The organism is Serratia sp. X3, assembly GCF_014982455.1.
Taxonomy (GTDB): domain Bacteria; phylum Pseudomonadota; class Gammaproteobacteria; order Enterobacterales; family Enterobacteriaceae; genus Serratia; species Serratia ureilytica.
Genome location: NZ_JADCNB010000002.1, coordinates 681556 through 704432 on the forward strand (window position 1 = coordinate 681556; position 22877 = coordinate 704432).

The 22877-nt window shown below is 61.4% G+C and carries 22 protein-coding genes; 6 read left to right on the top strand and 16 right to left on the bottom strand.

The window, feature by feature from the left end; translation table 11 throughout:
- Positions 1-2 precede the first annotated feature (2 nt).
- The 8 genes from IMX17_RS13620 to IMX17_RS13655 form a co-directional block, all read right to left on the bottom strand.
- Positions 3-1334, bottom strand: a complete 1332-nt coding sequence (locus IMX17_RS13620) for an HlyD family type I secretion periplasmic adaptor subunit (RefSeq protein WP_046897557.1) — start codon at positions 1332-1334, stop codon at positions 3-5.
- Positions 1331-3109, bottom strand: coding sequence for a type I secretion system permease/ATPase (locus tag IMX17_RS13625; protein WP_046897619.1), 1779 nt, complete (start codon positions 3107-3109; stop codon positions 1331-1333). Before IMX17_RS13625 ends, IMX17_RS13620 begins: the two co-directional genes overlap by 4 nt.
- 72 nt (positions 3110-3181) lie before the next feature.
- Positions 3182-3748, bottom strand: a complete 567-nt coding sequence (locus IMX17_RS13630; RefSeq protein WP_046897558.1) for a heme acquisition protein HasA — start codon at positions 3746-3748, stop codon at positions 3182-3184.
- 78 nt (positions 3749-3826) lie between these two features.
- Positions 3827-6526 (bottom strand): TonB-dependent receptor, encoded by a 2700-nt coding sequence (locus IMX17_RS13635; protein WP_182265037.1) that lies wholly within the window; start codon positions 6524-6526, stop codon positions 3827-3829.
- Between the two features lie 156 nt (positions 6527-6682).
- Positions 6683-7636 (bottom strand): FecR domain-containing protein, encoded by a 954-nt coding sequence (locus tag IMX17_RS13640; RefSeq protein ID WP_019454233.1) that lies wholly within the window; start codon positions 7634-7636, stop codon positions 6683-6685.
- A gap of 76 nt (positions 7637-7712) precedes the next feature.
- Positions 7713-8213 (bottom strand): RNA polymerase sigma factor, encoded by a 501-nt coding sequence (locus IMX17_RS13645; RefSeq protein WP_046897561.1) that lies wholly within the window; start codon positions 8211-8213, stop codon positions 7713-7715.
- Between the two features lie 144 nt (positions 8214-8357).
- Complete coding sequence (locus tag IMX17_RS13650) at positions 8358-8558, bottom strand: YaiA family protein (protein WP_015376810.1); 201 nt, start codon at positions 8556-8558, stop codon at positions 8358-8360.
- 47 nt (positions 8559-8605) lie between these two features.
- Positions 8606-9010, bottom strand: a complete 405-nt coding sequence (locus IMX17_RS13655; RefSeq protein ID WP_046897562.1) for a nuclear transport factor 2 family protein — start codon at positions 9008-9010, stop codon at positions 8606-8608.
- Positions 9011-9106: 96 nt separating this feature from the next.
- On the opposite strand from IMX17_RS13655, the gene IMX17_RS13660 reads away from it, so the two are divergent.
- Positions 9107-9850, top strand: a complete 744-nt coding sequence (locus tag IMX17_RS13660; protein ID WP_046897563.1) for an AraC family transcriptional regulator — start codon at positions 9107-9109, stop codon at positions 9848-9850.
- Positions 9851-9886: 36 nt separating this feature from the next.
- Here IMX17_RS13660 and aroL read toward each other — a convergent pair whose 3' ends face one another.
- The 4 genes from aroL to IMX17_RS13680 form a co-directional block, all read right to left on the bottom strand.
- Positions 9887-10411: a shikimate kinase AroL gene (gene aroL / locus IMX17_RS13665; protein WP_046897564.1), complete on the bottom strand. Its 525-nt coding sequence runs from the start codon at positions 10409-10411 to the stop codon at positions 9887-9889.
- A 109-nt stretch (positions 10412-10520) separates the two neighbouring features.
- Entirely contained in the window at positions 10521-11039 is a 519-nt protein-coding gene (locus tag IMX17_RS13670) for a GNAT family N-acetyltransferase (RefSeq protein WP_033642031.1), read from the bottom strand.
- A gap of 53 nt (positions 11040-11092) precedes the next feature.
- Positions 11093-13216 carry a TonB-dependent siderophore receptor gene (locus tag IMX17_RS13675; RefSeq protein ID WP_046897565.1) on the bottom strand — a complete coding sequence of 708 codons (2124 nt, stop codon included), beginning with the start codon at positions 13214-13216 and terminating at the stop codon, positions 11093-11095.
- A complete protein-coding gene (locus IMX17_RS13680; RefSeq protein WP_193549841.1) occupies positions 13209-14324 on the bottom strand; it encodes an ABC transporter substrate-binding protein in 1116 nt (371 codons plus the stop codon). Before IMX17_RS13680 ends, IMX17_RS13675 begins: the two co-directional genes overlap by 8 nt.
- 216 nt (positions 14325-14540) lie before the next feature.
- On the opposite strand from IMX17_RS13680, the gene IMX17_RS13685 reads away from it, so the two are divergent.
- Positions 14541-15002 carry a GNAT family N-acetyltransferase gene (locus IMX17_RS13685; protein ID WP_046897566.1) on the top strand — a complete coding sequence of 154 codons (462 nt, stop codon included), beginning with the start codon at positions 14541-14543 and terminating at the stop codon, positions 15000-15002.
- Here IMX17_RS13685 and IMX17_RS13690 read toward each other — a convergent pair whose 3' ends face one another.
- Complete coding sequence (locus tag IMX17_RS13690) at positions 15003-15560, bottom strand: class I SAM-dependent methyltransferase (RefSeq protein ID WP_046897567.1); 558 nt, start codon at positions 15558-15560, stop codon at positions 15003-15005.
- Positions 15561-15800: 240 nt separating this feature from the next.
- Positions 15801-16085, bottom strand: a complete 285-nt coding sequence (locus IMX17_RS13695) for a YdgH/BhsA/McbA-like domain containing protein (RefSeq protein ID WP_046897568.1) — start codon at positions 16083-16085, stop codon at positions 15801-15803.
- A gap of 309 nt (positions 16086-16394) precedes the next feature.
- Between IMX17_RS13695 and IMX17_RS13700 the strand changes: the two genes are divergently transcribed.
- On the top strand, positions 16395-17570 hold the full coding sequence (locus IMX17_RS13700; protein ID WP_193549842.1) for a low temperature requirement protein A: 1176 nt from the start codon (positions 16395-16397) through the stop codon (positions 17568-17570).
- Positions 17571-17772: 202 nt separating this feature from the next.
- Here the strand turns inward: IMX17_RS13700 and IMX17_RS13705 are convergent, their stop codons facing one another.
- Complete coding sequence (locus tag IMX17_RS13705) at positions 17773-19134, bottom strand: esterase-like activity of phytase family protein (RefSeq protein WP_193549843.1); 1362 nt, start codon at positions 19132-19134, stop codon at positions 17773-17775.
- Positions 19135-19561: 427 nt separating this feature from the next.
- On the opposite strand from IMX17_RS13705, the gene aqpZ reads away from it, so the two are divergent.
- Positions 19562-20257, top strand: coding sequence for an aquaporin Z (gene aqpZ / locus IMX17_RS13710; protein ID WP_033642023.1), 696 nt, complete (start codon positions 19562-19564; stop codon positions 20255-20257).
- Between the two features lie 56 nt (positions 20258-20313).
- Here the strand turns inward: aqpZ and IMX17_RS13715 are convergent, their stop codons facing one another.
- A complete protein-coding gene (locus IMX17_RS13715; protein ID WP_046897571.1) occupies positions 20314-21084 on the bottom strand; it encodes a class I SAM-dependent methyltransferase in 771 nt (256 codons plus the stop codon).
- 117 nt (positions 21085-21201) lie between these two features.
- Here IMX17_RS13715 and IMX17_RS13720 point away from each other — a divergent pair, with 117 nt between their 5' ends.
- Positions 21202-22005: a helix-turn-helix transcriptional regulator gene (locus tag IMX17_RS13720; protein WP_046897572.1), complete on the top strand. Its 804-nt coding sequence runs from the start codon at positions 21202-21204 to the stop codon at positions 22003-22005.
- A gap of 107 nt (positions 22006-22112) precedes the next feature.
- Entirely contained in the window at positions 22113-22847 is a 735-nt protein-coding gene (locus IMX17_RS13725; protein WP_046897573.1) for a DUF2076 domain-containing protein, read from the top strand.
- Positions 22848-22877: the final 30 nt, after the last annotated feature.

Below are 22877 nucleotides of genomic sequence, written 5' to 3' on the forward strand. Positions count from 1 at the left end.
GCTCACTCTTCCGTCAGCGCCAGATGAAGGCGATCGGTCAGCGGTTTGAACAGGTAGTTCATCATCGAACGCTCGCCGGTGCGGATGAAGCCTTCGACCGGCATCCCCGGGCGGATCTCCAACCCGTTCAGGCGTTGCAGCCCCGCTTCGCTGACCTTGGCGCGCACGCTGTAATAGGGCGCGCCGCTTTTCTCGTCGGTCAGGCGATCGGCTCCGACCAGCGTCACCTCGCCCTCAACGCGCGGCGTGGTGCTTTGGTTAAACGCCGAGAACAACAGCTCGACCGGCAATCCCACCTGCACCTTGTCGATCAGCTCGACCGGGATACGCGCCTCCACCTGCAGCCCCCGATCGCTGGGCACGATCTCCATCAGCTGCTGACCGGCGCCGATCACGCCGCCTTCGGTGAACACGCTCAGCCCCACCACGGTACCCGCCACCGGCGCTTTCACCTGCGTATGGCCCAAATCGGCCTCCGCCTTGGCCAGGCGGTTATCCAGTTCGTCCAGCTTCATCCGCACCTCGGCCAGCTGGCTGCTGACCTCTTTCTGATACTCTTCCCGCCGCTGGATCGCCCGCAGCTTCAGCTCCAGGATCTGGCGCACCAGGCGGCCGATATTGCCGGTATCCTCGGACGCCTGGCCGTCAATCTGCGCATACTGTCCTTCCAGATCCAACAGCCGATTGCGCGCCACATACCCCTGCGCCGCCAGCTTGCGCATGCCGCCCAGCTGCTCCTGCAACATGGCCTTTTGCCGCTGTTTGCTGGCGTAAGACTGCCGGATCCCCTCCAGCATCGCCTGCGATCCGGCGATGCTCTCCGCGATCGCCGCCAGCTCGCTCTGCAACGCCGCACGACGGCTGGTGAACAGCTGCTGTTGCAACAGCATCAACGACATCACCTCCGGCTCCTCCCGCCGCGCTTGCAACAACGCGGGAAAGGCGATCGCCTGCAGGCCGTCGCGCTCGGCCTGCAGCCGCGCCCGCTGCGCGGCGTTGCTCAACTGCTGGCTGCGCAGCGCATCGCGCTGGGTGCGGCTGTCGACGGTATCCATCAGCAACAGCACCTGCCCGGCGCGGACCCGGTCGCCTTCATGCACCTGAATTTGCGACACCACGCCGCCGCTCGGGTGCTGTACCGCCTTGCGGTTACCGGCCACCACCACGCTGCCGGAGACCGGCACGCCTTTGTCCAGCGGCGCCAACAGCCCCCACAGCAGGAAACCGCCAAACCCCAACAGCACCAGCCAGCCGCCGAGCCGCAGATGGCGCCCTTCGTCGAACTGTCGTGAAAGGGCGTCGATATCGCCGGGGATCACACTCTGATTGCTCATACTTTTCGTTCACCGCTGGCCGTTTTGGCAAAGTTGGCGTAGTTGACGTTGAAGCCACCGCTGCTGCGGCCGACGTTGGCCGGTACGGCAGCGGGCGCAAAACCAGGCAACTTTTTCAGGATGGCGTCACTGGGGCCGAAGTGCTGCACCTGGCCAGCGGCCAGCACCAGCAATTTGTCGGTGGTCGCCAGGATCGCCGGTTTGTGAGTCACTAACACGATGGTGGTGCCGCGCGCCTTCAACGCTTCGATCGCCCGCTGCAGCGCCTCTTCCCCTTCACGATCGAGGTTGGCATTCGGTTCATCCAGCACTACCAACGCCGGAGAACCGTACAGCGCGCGCGCCAGCGCCACCCGCTGACGCTGACCGCCGGACAGGCCGCTGCCGCCCTCACCCAGCTCAGTTTCATACCCTTTGGGCAAATGCAGTATCAATTGGTGCACGCAGGCCAGCGCGGCCGCGGCCACCACCTTCTCGGCGTCAACCTGGCCAAAGCGGGCGATGTTTTCCGTCAGGGTACCGGCGAACAGCTGGATATCCTGTGGCAAGTAGCCGATATGCGGCCCCAGCTGCTGTTTATCCCACTGCCGGATATCCGCGCCGTCCAACCGCACGTCGCCGCTGAGCGGCGTCAGCGCGCCGACCAGTTGGCGCATCAGCAGCGTTTTGCCCGAGCCGGATGCGCCAATGACGCCCAGCACCTCACCGGCCTCCAGACGAAAACTGACGCCGTGCAATACCGGTGCGCTCCCGCCGGGCGCGCTGGCGGCCAGCTGATTCACGGTCAAGGTGCCATTGGGGGCCGGCAGCGGCAGGCTCGCCGCCTGCGGCGGGTTGGCGGCCAGCATCACTTCCAGCCGCTGCAGGGACTGGCGCGCCGACGACCACTGCTTCCAGGCGCCGATCAGCTGATCGATCGGCCCCAGCACCCTGCCGATCAGGATCGATCCGGCGATCATCATGCCCGGCGTAATGTCGCCGTTGACCGCCAGCAGCGCGCCGCAGCCCAACATCAGCGACTGCAGCGCCAGCCGCACGGTTTTCGACCAGGCTGTGACGGCGGCGATTTTCTCGCTGGCGCGGTTCTGCAACAGCAGGAACTGCTGATGCTGCCGCAACCAACGCAGGCGCAAGTCGGTCAGCATCCCCATGGCGGCAATGGCTTCGGCGTTGCGCAGGTTGCCGTTGGCCTGTTGCGTGGCGCTCAGCGCGACCCGGCCAGCCTCCGCGAGCGGCGCTTGCGACACCCGCTGGTTGAGCCAGGCCAGCAGCACCAGCACGATTACCCCGGCGCTGGCCAACGCGCCAAGCCAGGGGTGGAGCAGAAACACCACCAGCAGATAAACCGGGAACCAGGGCGCATCGAAGAACGCAAACAGCGCATTGCCGGTGGCGAACTGGCGCAGGTTGGTCAGATCGTTCAGCGCCTGCCCCGCCAACGGGTTGCCGGTTTTCAGATTGGTTTCGAAGGCGGCGTCGTAGACCCGCTGATTGAGGCGCATATCCATCTGGGCGCCGAGGCGGATCACCACCTGGCTGCGGACCCACTCCAGCAGCCCCATAAACAGGTAAAGGCCGACCACCATCAGGGTCAGCATCGCCAGCGTCATGCGGTTGCCCGACGGCAACACGCGATCGTAGACCTGCAGCATGTACAGCGCCGGGGCCAGCATCAGCAGATTGATCACCGCGGTAAACAGTGCGATGCCCCAAAATCCGCGCCGGTATGCGGCCAGCACGCTCATCACTTCTCCGCGCCTGACGGCGTTTTTCATGGCGTTTTCCATCGGCTAAAAACGAGAAAACGCCCGCCGGGGCGCGCGGCTCCGGCGGGCAAACGGCCGCGATCAGGCCGCCAGCAGTTCCGGGCTGTCGGCATGCTGCACGCCCACCGCCGCCGCCGCCGCCACCTGATCGAAGGTGGAATTGACGCTCAGGCCGTAGTCGTCGAGGATGCCGTTCAGCGCGGTTTCCAGCGCGCCGGTATCGCCGGACATCAGGCCGTACACCACCTGGTGCACCACGCCATCGTGGCCCTGCGCCTGCAGGCTGCTGAGATTCAGGCCGCCGAAGCTGACGTCAGGCACCTGGATGTTGTACGGCGTAGAGCCGCCGCCGTTAAGGCCGTCGCCGAACGACAGCGAATCCAGCTGGCCGTACAGGGTGTGCGCCGGTGCGTTGAACAGGGTGTAGGTCAGGTTGCCGCCCGCCACGAACGAGGTGATGTTATTGGCGGTGCTGGTCACGGCATATTGGCTGCCGGACAGGCTGCCGCCGTAGAAACCGCCGCTGTTGGAGTCGGTGACATTACCGTTGGTGTGGTTGATATCGCCAAACGACGACGCCCACTCGTTCAGATAGTTATGGATGCTGTAGCTGCCGAAACTGCTGTCATAATTGACTGAAAATGCCATTTCTCTATCTCCATTGATGAACGGCGCCCCTTGCGAGGCGACCTCTGTGCTCAACGATGAGCAACGCCCTTTTACTGCTTAAAAACGGTACTCCACCCCGCCCTGCACGCTGCGGCCGCGCCCCAGGGTATTAGCCAGCGTCTCGCCGTAGCTGACGACGTAGGCGCGGTTGGTCAGGTTCTCCACCGAGCCGCGCAGCGTCAGGCTGTCGGTCAGTTTGTAGCTGGCGTAGAGATCGAACAGGGTGTATTTCGGCCAGTCGGCCAGATACGGGTAGTTGGACGGCACCGAGCTGTCCTGATAGCCCGGCGCGAAGCGCACGGTCACCCCGGCGTCCAGCTTGCGATCGAAAGCGCGGCCGCCCAGCGTCACCGAACCGCGATCGCCCGGCAGGTAAGCGGCGGTGCCGAACTGCGAGCCGCCGTCGCACGTGACGGCATCATTGGACGCGGCATCCGGTTCAACATAGAAGTTGCCGCGGCGCGAACCGTCGCCATAGCGCAGGCGTCCTCCCAGCCAGGCTTTGTTCGAGCAGAACTCGTTTTTGCCGATCATGTGGGTGTAGGTCAGATCGGCGTAGAACACCCCGGTGTCATAGTTGAGCTGGTACTCCAGCCCGCGGAAGCGGGTTTTCGACAGGTTGTTGACGTAAGCGGCATTGCCGATGCTCGGCTGCACCAGCCCCGGTTTATTGCGGTCTATCGCCAAATTGATGTAGTTATCCACTTTGGTATCGAAGTAGGCCACCTTGGCCACCAGCCGATCGCCCTCAAACCACAGATCCGGCTGCTGCACGTTGAACCCGACTTCCCAGGCGCGCGAGCGTTCGGCCTGCAGAAACGGGTTGGGGTATTGCGTGGAGGAGCCGTGCGCACTGCCGTTGGTCAGCGTTTCGGTGATCGCCGGCGGCCGCCAGGATTTGCCGTAGGTGGAATACAGCTCCAGCCACTCCACGCCGGGACGCACCGCCACCGCCAGCGTCGGCGACAGCTTGCCCTGATCGCGGTCAACCGCCCAATCTTCGCGGGTGGTGGTTGAACAACCGGTCAGACGCAGCGCTTTGCAAGGATTGTCAATCGTGTAGCGTTGCCCATCCTTGGCCAAATCCGAATAGCTCAGGCCGGTCTGGCCGCGCAGGCGATAGCGGTCGTAACGCAGCCCGCCCTCCAACGTCAACCAGCCGTCGTAGTCGTAGGTCAGGTTGGCGAACAGGCTGGCGACCGAACGGTTACCGGCCGGCGTCACCCCTTCCATGCCCTGACGAGAAGAGTCGCTGGTCGCCTTGTCGTAATAGAAATCCAACCCGTAGTTGGTGCGGAAGTCATGCCCCGGTGCCAGGCTGAAGCGCGAGGTGTTTTGCGCCTGCGCGCCATAGGTACGCAGCCGGGTACGCGTCGCGTAGCCGTTGTCCAGCAGCGAGCTGGTACTGTAGGTGTCGCTGTCGTCCTGAGTATCGACGTAATACAGCTTGGCCTGAAAATCGAGCCAGTCGACGCCTTCCGGCGCCAGGCTGTAATCAAACGCCGCGTTGCGCGCCATCACGTCGCTGTAACCGGTGCGCTTCCAGCCCAGTTCATAGGGTGGGCGAGTGCCCAGGTTGGTCAGCGTGCCGGCGATCGGCGACGCAGTCTGGGTCTGCAGATAGCTCAGCTGCAGGCGCTGATTGGCGGGCAGATTCCAGCCCACCTTGGCCAGCCGCGAGTGCATACGGTAATTTGTGTCGGGGATTTTGTTGTTCTTGATGCTCTCGGCGTAGCGATCGTAATTGCCGGTGTCATTATTGATACGAATGTTACCGATATCGCCCTTGTTGCCGGGCCAATAGTCGCCGAGATGGCGTTCGCTGGCGGCCAGCAGGATATCGCCGGCTTCGTTGCCCAATGCCAGTATGCCGCTGCCGATGAAGTGGGTGCCGTTATCGCCGGTGCTGGCGTGCAGCTTGCCGCCCAGCTCTTTGCCCGGCGCCAGGAAATCGCTCGCGCTGACGGTATTGAAGGTGGCGATGCCGCCGAGCGTGCCGGCGCTGCCCATGCCGCCGGTGGTGCCCTTGTCGATGGTCACGCCGGACAGCAGTTCAGAATCGATGTACATGGTGCCATTACGCTGTCCATGGCCGCTCTTTTGAAAATTCTGCCGCATGCCGTCGATATTCATGTTCACCCGGCCATAGTCTTGTATGCCGCGGATGTTGACCGACAGCGCCGGATCTTGCTGGCTGACGCTGGAATAGGCGCCCGTGGTCTGTTCCAGAATATCGGCCGCGTGCCGCGCCGGGCGGTTGTCCATCTGTTCGCGGCTGATGACGCTGACTGAGCGCGGTTCGTCGTAAACCCAGTCGTTGACGCTCATGCCGCCGGCCCCCAGCACCGTCAGGCTATCCAGCGCCAGCGCGCCGCCATCGCCGTTCGCCGTCGGCAGCCGGCTCAATACGATCTGCCCCTGCGGCTGCAGGCGGAAAGCCACCGGATTGCCGCCGATCAAGCGCCGCAGGCCCTGTTCAACGCTCATGCTGCCGTTCAGCGCCGCCGCCTGCATGCCGTCGAGCTTCACCTCGTCGAAAAACACCTGCATGCCTGCCTGCTCGGCGAAGCGCAGCATGGCGCTCTGCAGAGGCTGCGCCTCAATGTTGAAATTCTTTTGCTGTGCGGCCTGCGCGCCGCTCGCTTCAGCCTGCGCGGCGATCGCCACAACAGGCTGAGTCAGCACCATCGCCGCCAACGCAGCGCGTACCGCCGTGGCCAAGCGGCCGGCCGGCGTGGTTCCCTTGTGAATAAACATGCGTGTGTGTTCCACCCGAAAGAATGCCAAACCAAGTGATAATGGAAATCAATCTCGTTTAAACATAAGGACGTTCCGGAGGGTGAAAACCCGTAAAGATTTTTTACAGAAAGTAAAAATAGCGGCGAAACGGGTGTCCCGGCCCACCTGCGCCGCTCAGTAAAGCAGCGTGATGCCGGGGAGATTCAGCTGGCGGGCGGCGAGTTCCTGACGAATGGCGCTGACACCATCGTCGAGTTTATTGAGCGCGAACACGCCGCTTACCGTGCGCGCTCTCAGCGCAGGGGTGACAGCCACGATGCGCGTCTCGCGATAGCGGTTGAGCTGCGCGAGCGCCTGCGTCAGCGGTTGGCGGTCGATCACCAGCCAGCCGCGCCGCCAGGCATCATCGCCGGCCGTTTGCCGCGTCAGCCACAGCAGGCCGCTGCGGTAATGCGCCGCCTGGCGTTGCGCGACCACCAGCGAGCGCTCACCGCGCTCGAGCGTCACCCGCACGCTGTGCTGATGCACGCTGACGTCGACGCCCTGTCCGGTGCGCGCCACGCTGAACTCGGTGCCCAGCGCCTGGGTGACGCCGTTTTCCGCCTCTACCCTGAACGGGCGCTTTTCCGGCCCGTTCACCGGTGCGACGATAAAATAGGCGGCGCCGCTCAGCAGCCGCACCTTGCGTTCATTGGCGGAATAGGCCAGCGCGATCGCGCTGCCGCTGTCCAGCGCCACCCGGCTGCCGTCCGGCAACGTGACTTCGCGCACCTCGCCGCGAACGGTTTGATAATCCGCCTGCATGCCGATCCATATATCCGGCCCGCGATAAACGCCGAAGGAAACGGCGATCGCCACCGCCGCCGCCATCGCCCAGCGGGCTCCTCTACGGCGAAATGGCGTTTTCAGCGCCGCTACCTGCGGCTGCAGCGCCTGTCGCTGTTCTGGCGGCAGTTGCCCCAGCGTAGCCCACAGCAAGCGAGCCTGACGCAGCGCCGCCGGATGCTGCGGATCATCGGCCAGCCAGGCCTCCAACGCTCGCCGCTGGTCGGCGGCCAGCGCCCCTTCGGCCAGGCGCACGGCCCAGGCGGCCGCCTGTTGCCGCGACTGCGCGGTTAGCGGATTCATGATGGCATAGACCCCTGTTTTTTCTGGTTATAGGTTAAGACGTCTGAAGGTGGATAAACCCGTAAAAAAATTGTCATTATTGATCGTCCATCAACGTCATCAGCCGCTCCAGCGCGCTGGCCAGATGCTTCTCCACCGTACTGAGCGATACGCTCAGTTGAGCCGCCACCTGCGCCTGGGTCAGCCCGTCGAGCCGGTTGAGCCGGAAAATCTGCTGCGTGCGCGGCGGCATGCCCGCCAGCGCCTGTCGCAACAGCTGCAGCATTTGGCTGTCAATCGCCAACTGCTCGAGCGCCGGTTCGCCGGAGGGATACTGCGCCAGAATGTCATCCTCTACCGCATCAGTCTGTCGCCGCTGCTGCTGCCGCAGATGGTCAAGCATCAGATTCTTGGCGGTTTTATACAGGTAAGCCTCGATATCGAGAATATTGCCCTGCGGGTATTGCTCGGTGAGGCGGGTAAAACTTTCCTGCGCCAAATCCGCGGCCAGCTGAGGGTCGCGCAGTTTGGCGTTCAAGTAGGCTTGCAGCGGCCGCATATGGCGCAGAAACAGCGCCTGCAACTCGGAATTGGACATCTCTTTTCCCAGAAGTGAAACACCCAATAGGGGCGATAAAAATCACACAAATGATTATCATTATCAATATTGTTCTGGGAAATATGTGCTAAGGCGGGGATAAACAGGAAACCGGCCTGACGCCGGTTTCCGCTGGGCTGCAGGTCAATGCTCTAACGCCTCGTCCTCATAGCGGTGCTTGGCGTCGAGCGCTTCCTGCTCGGTTTCATGTTCACTGAGCAGCGTATTCGGCTCAATGTCGTCGGTACGCACCTCAAAGCGGCGCAGATGCAGGTTCGGGTCGCCTCGAAATACCTCTACGACGCGGGCGCTCCGTGGATAAGCAGGTTGATCATTTTCGCGCATGCCGTTCTCCCGTGTGTTTCACACAGTAGCAAGTATAGCAGCCGCCCTCATTCCGGCACGCGCGAACCGAGATCGCGATCGCCGGGGGCGCCCGTCAGCAGCTCGGTCAATTCATCGCAGGCGCAAATGCGGCCTTCACGCACGGTGAAGTGCGCCAGCACCCGCACGCGGCTGCAGGTGCCGTCACGCTTTTCCACCTCGACCAGATGGTGGGTCAGCACCGACTCATCCTGCGCCGCCGCCGCGAGCACCTCCAGCGTCATGCGGCGGGTTTGCCGCTTCAGCAGCGCCATATGTTGCTCAAACTGCTCGAAGTTCAGCACTTTGCCATCCACCTGCTGGCGGTAGCCTGCGCTGAAACGGGCGGCGAGCTGCGTCGGCCGATGCTCCGGGCTGGCGACCACCTGCTGCAGCGTATCGAGCACCAGGTTCAATGGGGTAAGTTGAGTCATCACGTTTCTCCGAAATGGGGTGAATGGCGATCCTATCCCGGCCAGGCGATGGCATAATAACCACATTAAGACTTTTAATAACGTTAAACGGCCAACATGACGCAGATCCGCAGCCAACGCCTTCAACATGAAAGAAAGCACCTGACGCCCTGGCACCGGCACGACGGCGGCCAGATCTATCTCTTGACGCGCGGCATGCTGGCGCTGGAACTGCCTGGCCGGCAATGGGCGATCACCGGCGGTGCGCTGGGCTGGCTGCCGCCGGGGTGCCCCCATCAGGCGCTGGCCTGTGGCGATGTGGCGGGCTGGAGTCTGTATCTGCCGGTGGAAAACGCGCCGGAGATGCCGCAGCAGCCGCAGCTGTTCACCGCCTCCGCGCTGATGCAGGCCCTGGTGGAACGCATCGCGCAGTTCCCCGCCGGCCCGATGAGCGCGCCGCAACGGCGGCTGCTGCAGGTGCTGCTGGATGAAATGCACACGGCAAGCCGCGCGCCGTTGCAATTGCCGCTGCCGCAGGACGCCCGATTGCTGAACATCGCCCGGGCGCTGCTGAACGATCCCGCCAGCCTGCACAGCCAGCGCGACTGGGCCGCCTGGGCCGGACTCAGCCCGCGCACCCTGAGCCGCCGCTTTCTGCAGGAAACCGGCATCAGCTTCGCGCTGTGGCGCCAACAGGCGCGGGTATTGCGTTCACTGGAGGGATTATCACGCGGCGAAGCGGTCAGCGAGGTGGCCGACGCCTGCGGCTACGACAACGTCAGCGCCTACATCGCCGCCTTTCGCCGCCGCTTCGGCGTCACGCCCGGCGCGTACTTTGCAGCCGCTCGGCAAAGGGAATAAGAAAACGGGCGCACAGCGCCCGAAGAGAAGAAAAGGTTATTTCACCGTCTCGCGCGGCAGCACCGCGAGGATTTGTTCCACCACCCGCTGAGGATCGGCGGTGCCGTCCATCACGTAATGCGCGGCATCCTGATACAGCGCTTCACGCGCGGCCAGCACCTCGAGCATCTCTTCGGCGATCGGCCTGCCGGTGAGCGTCGGGCGCTGCGCATCTTCCGGGTACTCTTCCAACCGCTGCGCCAACACGCTGGCCGGCGCGCGCAGGTAGATAACGGTGCCATGCTGACGCATAAACTGACGGTTTTCCTCCGCCAGGATCGCTCCGCCGCCGGTGGCAACTATAGTTGACGGTTTGGTCACAGTTTGCAACGCGATGGTCTCGCGGCGACGAAACCCCAGCCAGCCTTCGCGCTCGACCATTTCCGCCACGCTCATCTGCGCCGCCTGCTGCATAAACAGATCGGTATCGACGAACTGATAGCCCAACGCCAGCGCCAATGCGCTGCCTACCGTGGTCTTGCCGGCTCCGCGAGCGCCTATCATGAACAGGGTTTGTGTCATTACGGGTTGTCCCTTATGCGGTGACTTGAGTGCATTGCATACCAAAATACCGAGCGGGTGCGATGGCGTGGTGGCAGCATCATACCCTGCCCGCTCTGTATTTCAATATTTACGATAGTGTAAATTCCATGGCACAGCGACTGCCGGCGGCAAAGCCGTGCGCCAGATCCTCATCCAGATGCCGCCGCAAGGCGGCCGTGAGCCGCGCGTCGTCGAGCGGCCGGAACCCCAGCCGCCGGTAATAAGGCGCATTCCACGGCACGTCAATGAAGGTGGTGAGCGTCAGGCGAGCGGCGCCCTGGCGTTTGGCTTCTTCCGCCACCGCCCCGATCAGGCGGCGGCCGACGCCCTGCCGTTGCCAGGCACCGGCGACCGACAATTCGGCGATATGCCAGTCTTCCCCCTGAGCCTGCACGGCGATAAAACCGGCGCACTCGCCGTTGTCGCTTTCGGCCAGCCATTCACGGCGCTCGGCGATAAACGCGGCGTGCTGTTGCGGGCTCATCACCTCGCCTTCGGCGATAAAGCGCCACGCCGGCTGCTGGCGAAACAGCTGCGCCGCCGAGCGTTCAACCGCCATCAGGTGCGCGATATCCCGCTGCTGCGCCAAACGAATTTGCAGGCTCATGGGTTCTCCTTAACGTTGGGGCGGTTATTTAAGCAAATTTCACCGCCCGCGGCTCAGAAATCGATACTGCCGCGCAGCACCACCTCACGCGGTTCCCCCACCGCCACGCGCAAATTGCCGCCGCTGGACGGGTAATAGGTTTTATCGAACAGGTTCTTCACGTTCAGCTGCCATTTCACCCGATAGCCGTTGATCGGCATGGTGTAAGCGGCGAACGCATCGGCAACGGTGTAGTTATCCAGGTAGAAACTGTTGGCAGCGTCACCCGGGCGGCGGCCCACGTAGCGCGCGCCGGCGCCGATACGCACTTCATCGCCGCTGTACAGGCCCAGGCTGCCCAGGTTTTGGGTCAGGAACAGCGAGGCGGTGTGGCGCGCCACGTTGGTCATCTCTTTGCCCTTGTTGTCCGGATCGTCCACCACGCGCGCGTCGGTATACGCATAGGAACCGATCAGGCTGAGCGAGTCGGTGAGGTTACCGGCCACGTCCAGCTCCACGCCCTGCGAACGCACGCGCCCGGCGGTGCGCGTCACGGTTTCGCCCGCCACCAGCTCATTGACCATGACGTTGCGCTTGGTGATGTCGAACAGCGCCAACGTGCCGGTGACGCCGTTCGGCAGCGCCAGCTTGCCGCCAACTTCCCACGACTTGCCCTGCTCCGGCGGCAGCGAACCAATTTGGGTGGCGATGGAGGAGTTGGGCTTGAACGACTCGGTATAGCTGCTGTACAGCGACACGTAAGGCGTCAGCTTGTAGACCACCCCGGCGCGCGGCACCAGCTTGCCGTCCGAACTGTCGGTGTTGGTCAGGAACGGCCGCCCCTTGCCGGCATAGACGTCGAAAGCGTCGTAGCGCAGCCCGCCCATCACCAGCCATTTATCGGTCAGTTGGATGGAATCCTGCATAAACCAGCCGTAGCTGGTGAGGTTTTCCCGCTGGTCGCTGTCTTTGGCGCTGACCGCGGTCGAGGGCGGCATCAGGCCGTATACCGGATGATAGATATTGAAATCTTTGTTCTTTTTACCGCGGATCATGTCGCCGCGGTAGGTGCGGTTATCTTCAAAATCGAAGCCGAACAGCATCTGGTGGTTGATGCTGCCCCAGTCCACGTCGCCATTGAGCGTCAGCTGCACCGCGTTGGCGTGGCTGACGGCGTTGGCGGTCGCATCGGCCTGGCGAACCAACACGCCTGTGACCGGGTTCAGATCCGTGGCGCGCGCCTGGTTGTCGCTGTAGCTGTTGCGGCTGTAGGCGTAGGTCAGCGAGCTTTTCCAGCGCTCATTGAGCGTTTGATCGATCTGCAGAGTGACGCTGTCCTGATCGCCGCGGGTGGCGTTATAGGCCTCGTCGAAACGGCGATCGCGCGGCGTATTCACCGGTTTGCCGGTGCGCGAATCGATAATGGTGCCGCGATCGAACGGCACCAGATATTCCATATGTTCATAGGCCAACCGCACGGTAGTGTTCTCGCCGTACCACATCAGCGAGGGCGCGATCACCGTTTGGCGATTGCGGCCAAAGTTGCGCCAGTAATCGGTTTCATCGTGATCGACGATCATCCGATAGGCAAACCCCGACGTGCCGAGCGGCCCGGTGACGTCGAGCTGGCCGCCGCCGCCGTTGAAGCTGCTGCCCCAGCCTTCCACGTGGGTATGCTGCTGCAGCTGGGGCTTCTTGGTGATCATATTGATCATCCCGCCCGGTTCCCCCATGCCGTACAGCATCGAGGCCGGCCCCTTGAGCACCTCCACCCGCTCGGTGGTCGGCGTGAAGTTGCGCGCCTGCACCGAGCGCACGCCGTCGCGCAGAATGGAGCCGTCGCGGTTGTCGCCGAAGCCGCGTTTCATTACCGCGTCCTGGGTGCCGCCCAGCGTGTTGGCCTGGGTAATGCCGCTGACGTTATACAGCGCTTCATCCAGGCTGCTGACCGCCTGATCGGCAATCACCTGCTGCGGCACCACGTCGATCGCCTGCGGCACGTTCAGCAGGTTGGTTTCGCTGCGGGTGCCGGTGACGCTGGTCAACGGCTGATAGCTCTGCACGCCGTCGGCGTCTTTGCGGCCGATCACCACCAGGCTTTCTTCCTGCGACGCGGTTTTTTCCGCCGCCCACGTCGGCGATGTCGCGCAGGCCGCCAACGGCAATGCGCACCACCAACCGCGTTTGTTGTTATTCATTATCTAACTGACTCCAATAGGTCCCTGAAAAAGGTAACGGCAAAAACTGCTGATACAGCTGTTGGAAGGTCTGCTGCGGGTTGATGTCGGCGAACAGATCCGGGTAAAACGCTTTGGCGAACACCTCGACCAGCACCACGTGGTACGGGCTGAGGTAAAAGTTGTGCCAGACGCTCCAGGCGCGGTGGTTTTTCACCGCCTGCAGGTTGGTCAGCATCGGCTGTTTGGCGATCAGCCGGCGGAAGCTGTCGGCGGCCTCTTGTCGGCTGACCTGCGGCCCGAGGCGCAGATCGGACAGCCGTTTGCCCTTCGGCCCGGCCATGCCGGTGGCGAGGTACACGTCGGGATTGGCACTCAGAATGGTTTCCGGGTTCAGCTCGCCATAAACCCCTTTGACACTGGCGTTGGCGATGTTGTCGCCGCCGGCGAAGGTCAGCAGATCGCCGAGATTGCCGTGCGCGGCGGTGGTGCAACAGGTCTCGCGCCGCCCCAGATGCAGGTGCAGCATCACTTTGGGCTTCGGCCCCTGATAGCCCGCCAGGCGTTGCTGAATCACCGCCATATGCTGCTGATAAAACTGGATGAACTGTTCGGCGCGCTGCTGGCGATTGAGCACGTCGCCCAGCAGCCGCACGCTCGGCACGGTGTTGTTCAGCAGATCGATGCGCAGATCGACGTAGATCACCGCCACGCCGGCCTTGTTCAACGCAGAAACCAACCGATCGTTGTCGCCGTCTTCACGCGCATAGCGCGCCAGGATCACCAGATCCGGTTTCAGCTGCAGCAGGCTTTCGACATTGACCTGGCGAAAATTATTGCCGCTGATGACGGGGATCTGGGCTATCTGCGGAAACTTCTGCGTATAAAGCTGCCAGCTTTGCGCATCGAAACGCGCCAGATCCGCCGGCCAGCCGACGATGCGCTGCGCCGGGTTGCCCGGCTCCAGCAGCGCCAGCGTATACAACATGCGACTCTCCCCCACCACGATACGCTGCGGATTGTCCGGCACCACAACCTGACGGCCGGTGATATCGGTCACCGTCTTCGCCTGGGCGGAGAACACGCCGAACCACAGAGAAAGCAGCAGTAACATGAGGAAATTGCGCATGATTGAGCCAAAACGGGGAAACAGTGCGCGCATGATAATCACTCTCATTAGCACTTGCAATCCCGCGCCGCCATTGCCAAAAGAAATCCGGGAAACGGCGCCGGGCGCGCGGCAAACACGGCGAAACCGCTAAAATAACGGCTTTAAAAAGTTAAAAAAATGGCGGAAAAATCGGTTAAATAGAACGGGGAAACAGCTAAAAACCGGGAGATCTCCATGACTCAACGCATCATTCCGCTGTCGGAGTGCCCGCAGTTTGCCGATGTGTGCGCCGCCTGGGCATTCGGCCAGTGGGGTTCACAGCGCGGCGGCTCGCTGGAGCGCACCCAGCTGCGTTTCGCCCAATGCAGCCGGCCGAGCGACGACCACCTGACGCTGATGATGATCGACGGCGATCGCCCGGTGGGCATGGCCAGCCTGTGGCCCAGCGACGATCATCAGCGCCAGGATCTCACCCCGTGGCTGGCCGGCGTCTTCGTGCATCCCGATCACCGCCGCAAGGGCATCGCCCACCGTCTGGAGATGGCGATCGTCGAGGCGGCGCGGCAGCGCCATCACTCGGTTCTGCATCTCATCACCGACAAATCGGAAGCGCTGTACGCCGGCTGGGGTTGGCAACCTCTGGAGCGCCGGCGGCAGCATGACGAAGAGGTGATAGTGATGGAGAAAAAACTGTAGCTAACGCGGCGTACAGACATACACCAGCGCCGGCGGGAAGTTGCGCACCACCCGCAGGCGCTTCCAGTGAAAATAGCGTGACAGCAATTTTTCCGACAGGTGACTGTATTGGAACAGCACCAACGTGCCGTCGCGCGCCAGCAGCCGCTGCCGGGCCTGCTGAAGAATGCGCACGCTGATCCTGACCGGGATCGACAGCAGCGGCAGGCAGGAAAACACCACGTCGTAATCCGTGGCCATCCGGGTCGCCGAATGGCCCATCACCTGCAGCCGCCGATCGTCAATCCCGCGCAGCCGATGCACGAAATGGGGTTGGATCTCGAAAGCCTCCAGCGCCGCATCGGCGCGCATCCGCCCCAGGATGCGTTTGGTCAGCACGCCGTCCGCCGCGCCCAGTTCCGCGATCGACAGCGCCCGGGTCCACTCCACCTGGTTCAGCATCGCCTGACAGAGCCACGGGGAAGAAGGCGCCAGCGTACCGACGGTGCGCGGTGAAGCCATAAATTGCTGCAGGTAAGCGAAGTGATTCATCAGTTGCAGTCGGGTCGCATTTAACATTGAGGCCTCCTTGGGTTAAGCCCTCAATGTGAGCCGAATTTCTTAAGTAATCATTAACATGATTCCGAAAGCGGCGGACACAGTTGTAATTAAATGCAACCTCATCAGCGGCGCGCAAAGAAAAACGGTCGCAATAATGACCTGAAAATAAGCCGCTTATACGCCGACTTACCAGATAATTATTACGACCGTTTATTTTTTTGGCCGCGTTGCCGCGGCCAAAGGGGAAAAAGCTAACGCTTAGCGATAAATTTCCGCATTACCGCGCCAGTTGCTGGAGTCCCCGGGGGTGTCCAGACCGATAATGCGATAATGACTGGCGCCGTCCGCCGCGGCTTTTTCTTTCAGGGCGGTGATGGCGTCATGCGGTGAGCCGCTAATGCCGGAAACCGACACCACGCCGAGGCTTTGCAGATTGGCGGCCTGCTCGCTGTTGACCTGTTTTACCGACGACAGCGGCGCGGCGAAAGTGGAAAATGAAGCGGCGGCGATCAATACGGCTGCGATGCTTGGGATAAGTTTCATGATTGACTCCAGGTGTTCTTGTTTATTAGCTCGTGGTCAGTGATGTTAATTATCCGCTAGCCAATGAAAACGGACGTCATGCAACGTAAAGAACATCAATCATTGTGAGGAGAATAAGGAGGAAGTGAGAGCGGGTGTGTATTTTCAGGCGGGAATGACTTTATAGACCTCACCTTACCCCTATTTGATGAACAATTAAAGACGGCGCGTGATAAAGAATGGGCGCCGCGTCTATTTAAGATTTTTTACCCGCCGGAGCGCGCTGAGCTACGCTGATTTTGTGGCTTACCCTTTTAAGGAAGAACGCTTATGTCGCAAAACCTGCTGCGCGTGCGTGACGGTCAGGGCGCGTCGGTCTCATTCTCCGAGCTATTGTTCGATCTGATCTACGTTTTCGCCGTGACCCAACTTTCCCACTATCTGCTGCATCACCTGACGCTGACCGGCGCGCTGGAAACCCTTCTGCTGTGGTTCGCCATCTGGTTGGCCTGGCAATATACCGCCTGGGTCACCAACTGGTTCAATCCGGATACCCGTCAGATCCGCCTGCTGCTGTTCGCGATCATGCTGCTGGGGCTGTTCGCCGCCGCCGCGTTGCCGCAGGCGTTTGGCGAACGCGGTCTGATCTTCGCCCTGTTCTACGTCGCCATTCAGGTCGGGCGCTCCGCCACGGTATTGCGCCTGCTGGCGCCCGATCATCCGTTAAAACAAAACTTTCGTCGCATTCTCGGCTGGCTATGCATCTCCGCCGTCTTCTGGATCGCCGGCGGGCTGGCGGAAGGCCATGCTCGCCTGGCGCTGTGGGCGATCGCCGTCTTGTGCGAGTACGTCTCGCCGATGTTCGGTTTTCGCCTGCCGGTGCTGGGGCGCTCGGACAGCAGCAGCGAATGGACCATCGAAGGCCACCATCTGGCGGAGCGCTGCCAGCTGTTCGTGATCGTGGCGCTGGGGGAAACCATTCTGATCACCGGCGCCACCCTGAGCGAAATGGAAAGCTGGAGCCTGCCGGTGCTCATCGCTTCGCTGGTGGCCTTTCTCGGCAGCCTGGCGATGTGGTGGGTTTACTTCGACACCAGCAGCAAAGCCGGCAGCCACGCCATCAGCCAGGCGGAAAATCCCGGCCAGCTGGGCGCTTATTTCCATTATGTGCACGTCGCGCTGGTGGGGGCGATCATCGTCTGCGCCGTGGCCAACGAGCTGGTGATCGCCCATCCCGACGGCCGCATCCAACACGCCACGGCGGCGGTGCTGCTACTCGGCCCGGCGATTTACCTGTTCGCCAACGCGCTGTACAAACGGCTGGTGTATCGCCGCTTCCCGCTGTCGCATCTGGTCGGGCTGCTGGCTTTGGCGGTATTGGCCCCGATCGCCTATTTAACCGACCTGCTGATGGTCAATGGCCTGACGACGCTGATCGTGGTGGTGGTGGCGGCGTGGGAGAGCATCTCGCGCGGCAAAGCGCCGCAGCGGCACGCGCAAGCCTGAATCAAACGGGGGGCGTCACCGCCCCCGCTGTGAGATTGATAACAAACCTCATGCCATTGCCGGGTTTGCAGAGAGCATCGGATAAAAAAACAAGGAAAATCAATTTATTGATTTTCGGCTGATGGCCACAAAGGAGGAAAAACCACGTTTTTTCCTCCTTTGTCAACGGTCTGACGGGGGCGCAATCGCCCCCCGATGTCGGTCACTGCAAGGGTTGCGGCAAGGTGAGCACCCAGAGCTCACTCAGCGATTCCGGCTGCTCCAGCGGGCGCAATTCGATGCGGGCGTCGGTTTTGTCACCGTCGAGGCTCAACCGCCCTCCTTTCTCCAGCTGATAGTCGCCGATTTTCTTGCTCTTTGGCGACGCATCCACCAGCGTGGCCTGCAAGCCGAAATCATTGTCATTGATCACCGCCAGCGTGCGATCGTCGATCAGCGCCAACCCTTCCGCTTTCTCCTGGCGCCAGCCCAACTGACGCAGATCCGCCACTTGCCGTTTCTGCGCCAGCTTAACGCCGCGTTTAGCCAGCTCTTTCGCATCGTCGAACTCCAGCGCTTTACCCTGGCCGTCAAACGCGCTCAGATCGCTGGCCTGCGCGAGATCAATCAGATAGATCTTGTTGATCATCGACTTATCTTTACCGGTTCCCTGTTCAATCAACAGGATGCGCTGGTTGTCCAACGCCACGACATCGCCAATTTTGGCGTCTTTGGCTTTTTTATAGCTGTCGATATCGATGGGATAGCCGTACATGGCGGTTTTGCCACTGCGCGGCTCGAAGCTCACCAGCCGGGTAAACTGCGCCTTGTTTTTGCTTTTGCCATCGACATCCAGCGTGCTCTGCACCGCCGCCAGAATTCGCCCGTCCGGCATCCGGGTCAATCCTTCAAAACCGCGGTTGGGCTGACGCCATTTCAGGATGTTCGGCAAACCGCCCGCCACCGCCTGTTCGCCGGCCTGCGGCGTTGGGCCATATTTGGCGAGGATTTTACCTTTGCCGTCGATATGGATCAGAAACGGGCCGTACTCATCACACAGCCAATAGCCGCCGTTGCCGTCACCGGTCACCCCTTCGGTATCCAACCCGCGGCGATCGCCGGACAGCGGCTGCAACGCGTCGTTCAACGCCACTTCGTTTGTAGAACCAATCAGCTCGCTCGGCAACGGCAGCCCGCCGATCGGCCGTTTCTCATCGTGCAAGGGCCGCGCATTCTCGGCTACGGCCTTGCCGCCGCCGATACGAATGTCCATCAACAGAGGCGTGAATTGCGGATTGGCGAAAATCTTGGCCTCTTGCTTGCCTACCGCCGGGGCATCGGCATTAGGACCGCGATCGGTCAGCGTCGTCAACACCAAATCGTCGCCCTGCTTCTTGTTGAACATCAATCCGGAGCCGATCCCTACCGGCAATCCCTGCGGGAAATGCTTGGCGAACGCCCCCTGATAGGCGACGCGTTCCCCGCCGGGGAAGCCGACCACATAACGCGCCACCTCAATATCAGCAGCATGAGCCAATACAGGAAACAGTGAAGCCAACAGCAGGGAGAGCGATTTTATTTTCATGTTTTTTTACCCGAGGTTGAATGAAGCGTTGTCAGGCAGAAGACGATATTAATTTAGCATGACACTTAGATGACAATAGGCGCTTCGTCAAATGTAAAACAGGCAATATGATTGGCTGGCAAATAGAAATTAGCAATTAACCCGAGCGTATTGAATGGAGAAAACCGCTGGAAAAAAATGCCCGGAAATAGCCCGTCATTTCGCTTAGGGTAAATTCTCATAGCGAAGATAAAAAAATCGGCAAACGCGCGCCAGTGCGGTGAAAAACAGTGTTTTTCCCATAGACAAAATAAAATACCGGGGATTTAATACCGCCGTTATTCAAGGTGCATTAAGAAAATTCTATAGAATATCTGCATGAACTGAAAAAGCTGTTCTATAGTTTTTAGTGCTAACGCCCGTTAGTCTATTCCGCAGGATGGAATCTATGTCAAAGCGACTTTTTGCTGAATTTTTTGGCACATTTTGGTTGGTGTTTGGTGGTTGTGGTAGCGCAGTATTAGCAGCGGCATTCCCACAGCTGGGTATTGGTTTCCTCGGCGTCGCGCTCGCTTTCGGTCTGACCGTAGTGACGATGGCCTATGCCGTCGGCCATATTTCCGGCGGGCATTTTAACCCGGCGGTCACCGTCGGCTTATTCGCCGGCGGCCGTTTCGCGGCGAAAGACGTAATCCCTTACGTTATCGCACAGGTGATCGGCGGTATCGCCGCAGCGTCGGTGCTGTATTTGATCGCCAGCGGCAAAGCCGGTTTCGACGCCACGGCAGGCGGTTTCGCCTCCAACGGTTACGGCGAACACTCGCCAGGCGGTTACTCTCTGCAAGCCGCAATCGTGATTGAGCTGGTGCTGACCGCCTTCTTCCTGATCGTTATTCATGGCGTGACCGACAAGCGCGCGCCGGCAGGCTTTGCCCCGCTGGCTATCGGCCTGACGCTGACGCTGATCCACCTGATCAGCATCCCGGTGACCAACACCTCCGTCAACCCGGCGCGCAGCACCGGCGTAGCGATCTTCCAGGGCACCTGGGCGCTGCAGCAGCTTTGGGTATTCTGGCTGGTGCCACTGGTCGGCGGCATTATCGGCGGCCTGATCTACCGCTGCCTGCTGGAAGACAAAAAATAAGCGCATCTTGTCGATAGCGTTTCGCGGGGCAGCCTTTATCGGCTGCCCCGTTGCTTTCAGCCTCTCGTCGCTTCAAACATCATGATATCGCTGGTGAAGGAGCCGTCCGGCTGGATGGCGAAATGCGCCGCCACCTCCTGCGACACGCTTTGCTGCAGCGCGCGGATCGCGGTGACGAAATGCGCCGGCGTGCGCATGCGCGCCACCCAACTGCCGAACTCCAGCGTCAATCGATCCGCCGTCACTTCGCGTACCATCAGCCCGGCCTCGGTCAGCAACGTCAGCCACTCGCCCGGCGCATAGTTGCGCACGTGCGAGGTGTCGCGCAGCACTTCCACGGTTTGCAGGTAGATATCCAGCAGCGGGTGCCCCGGCGAGACCACGTCCATAAAGATCGCGCTGCCGCCCGGTTTGAGTACCCGCCTGACCTCGCGCAGCGCCTGGCCGACATCGCGCCAGTGGTGCGCCGAATAGCGGCTGATGACCAGATCGAAGCTGGCGTCCTCAAACGGCAAAGACTCCGCCACGCCCTGCTGTTGCTGAATGTTGTTCAGGCCTTTTTCCGACGCCGCCTGCCTCACCACCGCCAACATTTGCGCCGACAGATCGTAGGCCACCACCTGCGCTACGCTGGCCGCCGCGGTGAAGCTGGCATGCCCGGCGCCGCAGCCCAGATCGAGCAAGCGCCCTTCGGCGTGCGGCGCCAGTAACTGCGCCAGGCGTTGCAAATCCTTGCCCTGCGCATGCACCGCGCTGGTTAAATAGGCGTTGGCCTGCTCGCCGAACTGCCGGTCTACCGCATCGTTATGGCTGTTGCTGTTGCTCATGTTTGCTCCTGTTATTATCCGGCTTGCGCCTGTGCCTGAAGGCTTTCGGCTACTATAATCAGGCTACTATACGGGTACAATATGAGCAGTTATCCTGGTATAAATAGGTACCATGCTATGTCATCAGAAGCCTTATCCGGGCCAAAAGCCCTCGGCGCGTTTCTGCGCGCGCACCGCGAACGCATCACGCCGGAAATGATCGGCCTGCCCAGCTCTTCGCGCCGCCGCACCAGCGGCCTGCGCCGCGAAGAGTTGGCGCAAATCAGCGGCATCAGCGCCACCTGGTATACCTGGATCGAACAGGGCCGCGAGGTGTCCATTTCCCCTTTCACGCTGGCGCGCATCGCCAAAGCGCTGCGGCTCGGCCCGGCCGAACGCCACTACCTGTTTACCCTGGCGCGAATCGCCGACCCCGAGCAGGAAGCGCACCGCGAAACCGCCAATGACGCGGTGCTGCAAAGCGTGCATCAGATGGCGGTGCCCTGCTATCTGCTGGACGTGACCTGGAACGTCGTCGCCTGGAACCCGCAGGCGGCGGCGCTGTTCAGCGGCTGGCTGGATGTGGCCAACAGCCCCAACCTGCTGCACTTCATGTTCTTCCACCCGTTGGCGAAAACGCTGGTCAGCGATTGGGAAGAGCGCGCGCGGCGCGTGGTGGCCGAGTTTCGCGCCGAGACCAGCCATCATCAAAACACCGAAGAGATGCGCGCCTTCGTGCGCAACATGACGCACAACAGCGCGGACTTTAATCACTGGTGGAAGCAACATGACGTCATGGCGCGCGAAGGCGGCGAAAGAGCGTTCGAGCATCCTCAGCAAGGCGCGCTGCGCTATCGCCAGCTCACCTTCCACCCGGCGGAGCACGCCGGTCTAAAGCTGGTGATGCTGATCCCGCTGCCGCAATTGGTAACAAATTCATAGGCAGGTTTACCCGCCATTTATTTATTGGTTCATGTAAACGCGCTAGGGTAATTGATACCGATGATAGTGATCATCCAGCACCGTTATTTATCTCCTGAGGTACTCCTATGCAATCCGAAGAACAACGCCTTATCGATGGTCTGTTTGGCCGCCTGAAAGAAGCCGAGACCAAGACGGGCCCACGGGATCTCCAGGCAGAGCAGCAAATCAACCAGCATATTCGCGAGCAGCCTTCCGCCCCTTATTACATGGCGCAGGCAATGATTATTCAGGAAGCGGCGCTCAAGCAGATGGATCAGCGGGTCAAAGAGCTGGAGGCCCAGGTGGCGCAGCTGCAGCAAACCGCCAACAGCCAGCAGAGCAGCGGCGGCTTCCTGGCCGGCCTGTTCGGCGGCGGCAGCCGCAGTACGCCAAGCCCGCGCGAACAGTATCAGGCGCAGCAACAAAATACGGCGGCCTGGAACAACGCGCAGCAACAGCCTCAGCAACCGGCCTATGCCCCACCGCAGCAGGCGGCGCCTTCGCGCGCCGGCGGCTTCCTGGGAGGCGCCTTGCAAACGGCGGCGGGCGTCGCCGGCGGCGTGGTATTGGCCGACATGCTGACCGGCATGTTCCGCCATTCTCAGCCGCAGGAAATCGTGAATATTATCGAGGAAACCCCGGCGCCGCTGGACGACAGCGCAATGCGCAATTTCGACGCCTCCAACAACCTGGATACCTTCAACAACGGCGATGGCGGCAGCTTCCTCAACCAGGACAACGGCTTCCAGAACGCCAACTATCAGGACGACACGGACTACGCCGACGACGATTATAGCGACGACGACGACTCCTTCCTGTAATCCCCTTCGCCCCCTCTCACCCGCAGAGGG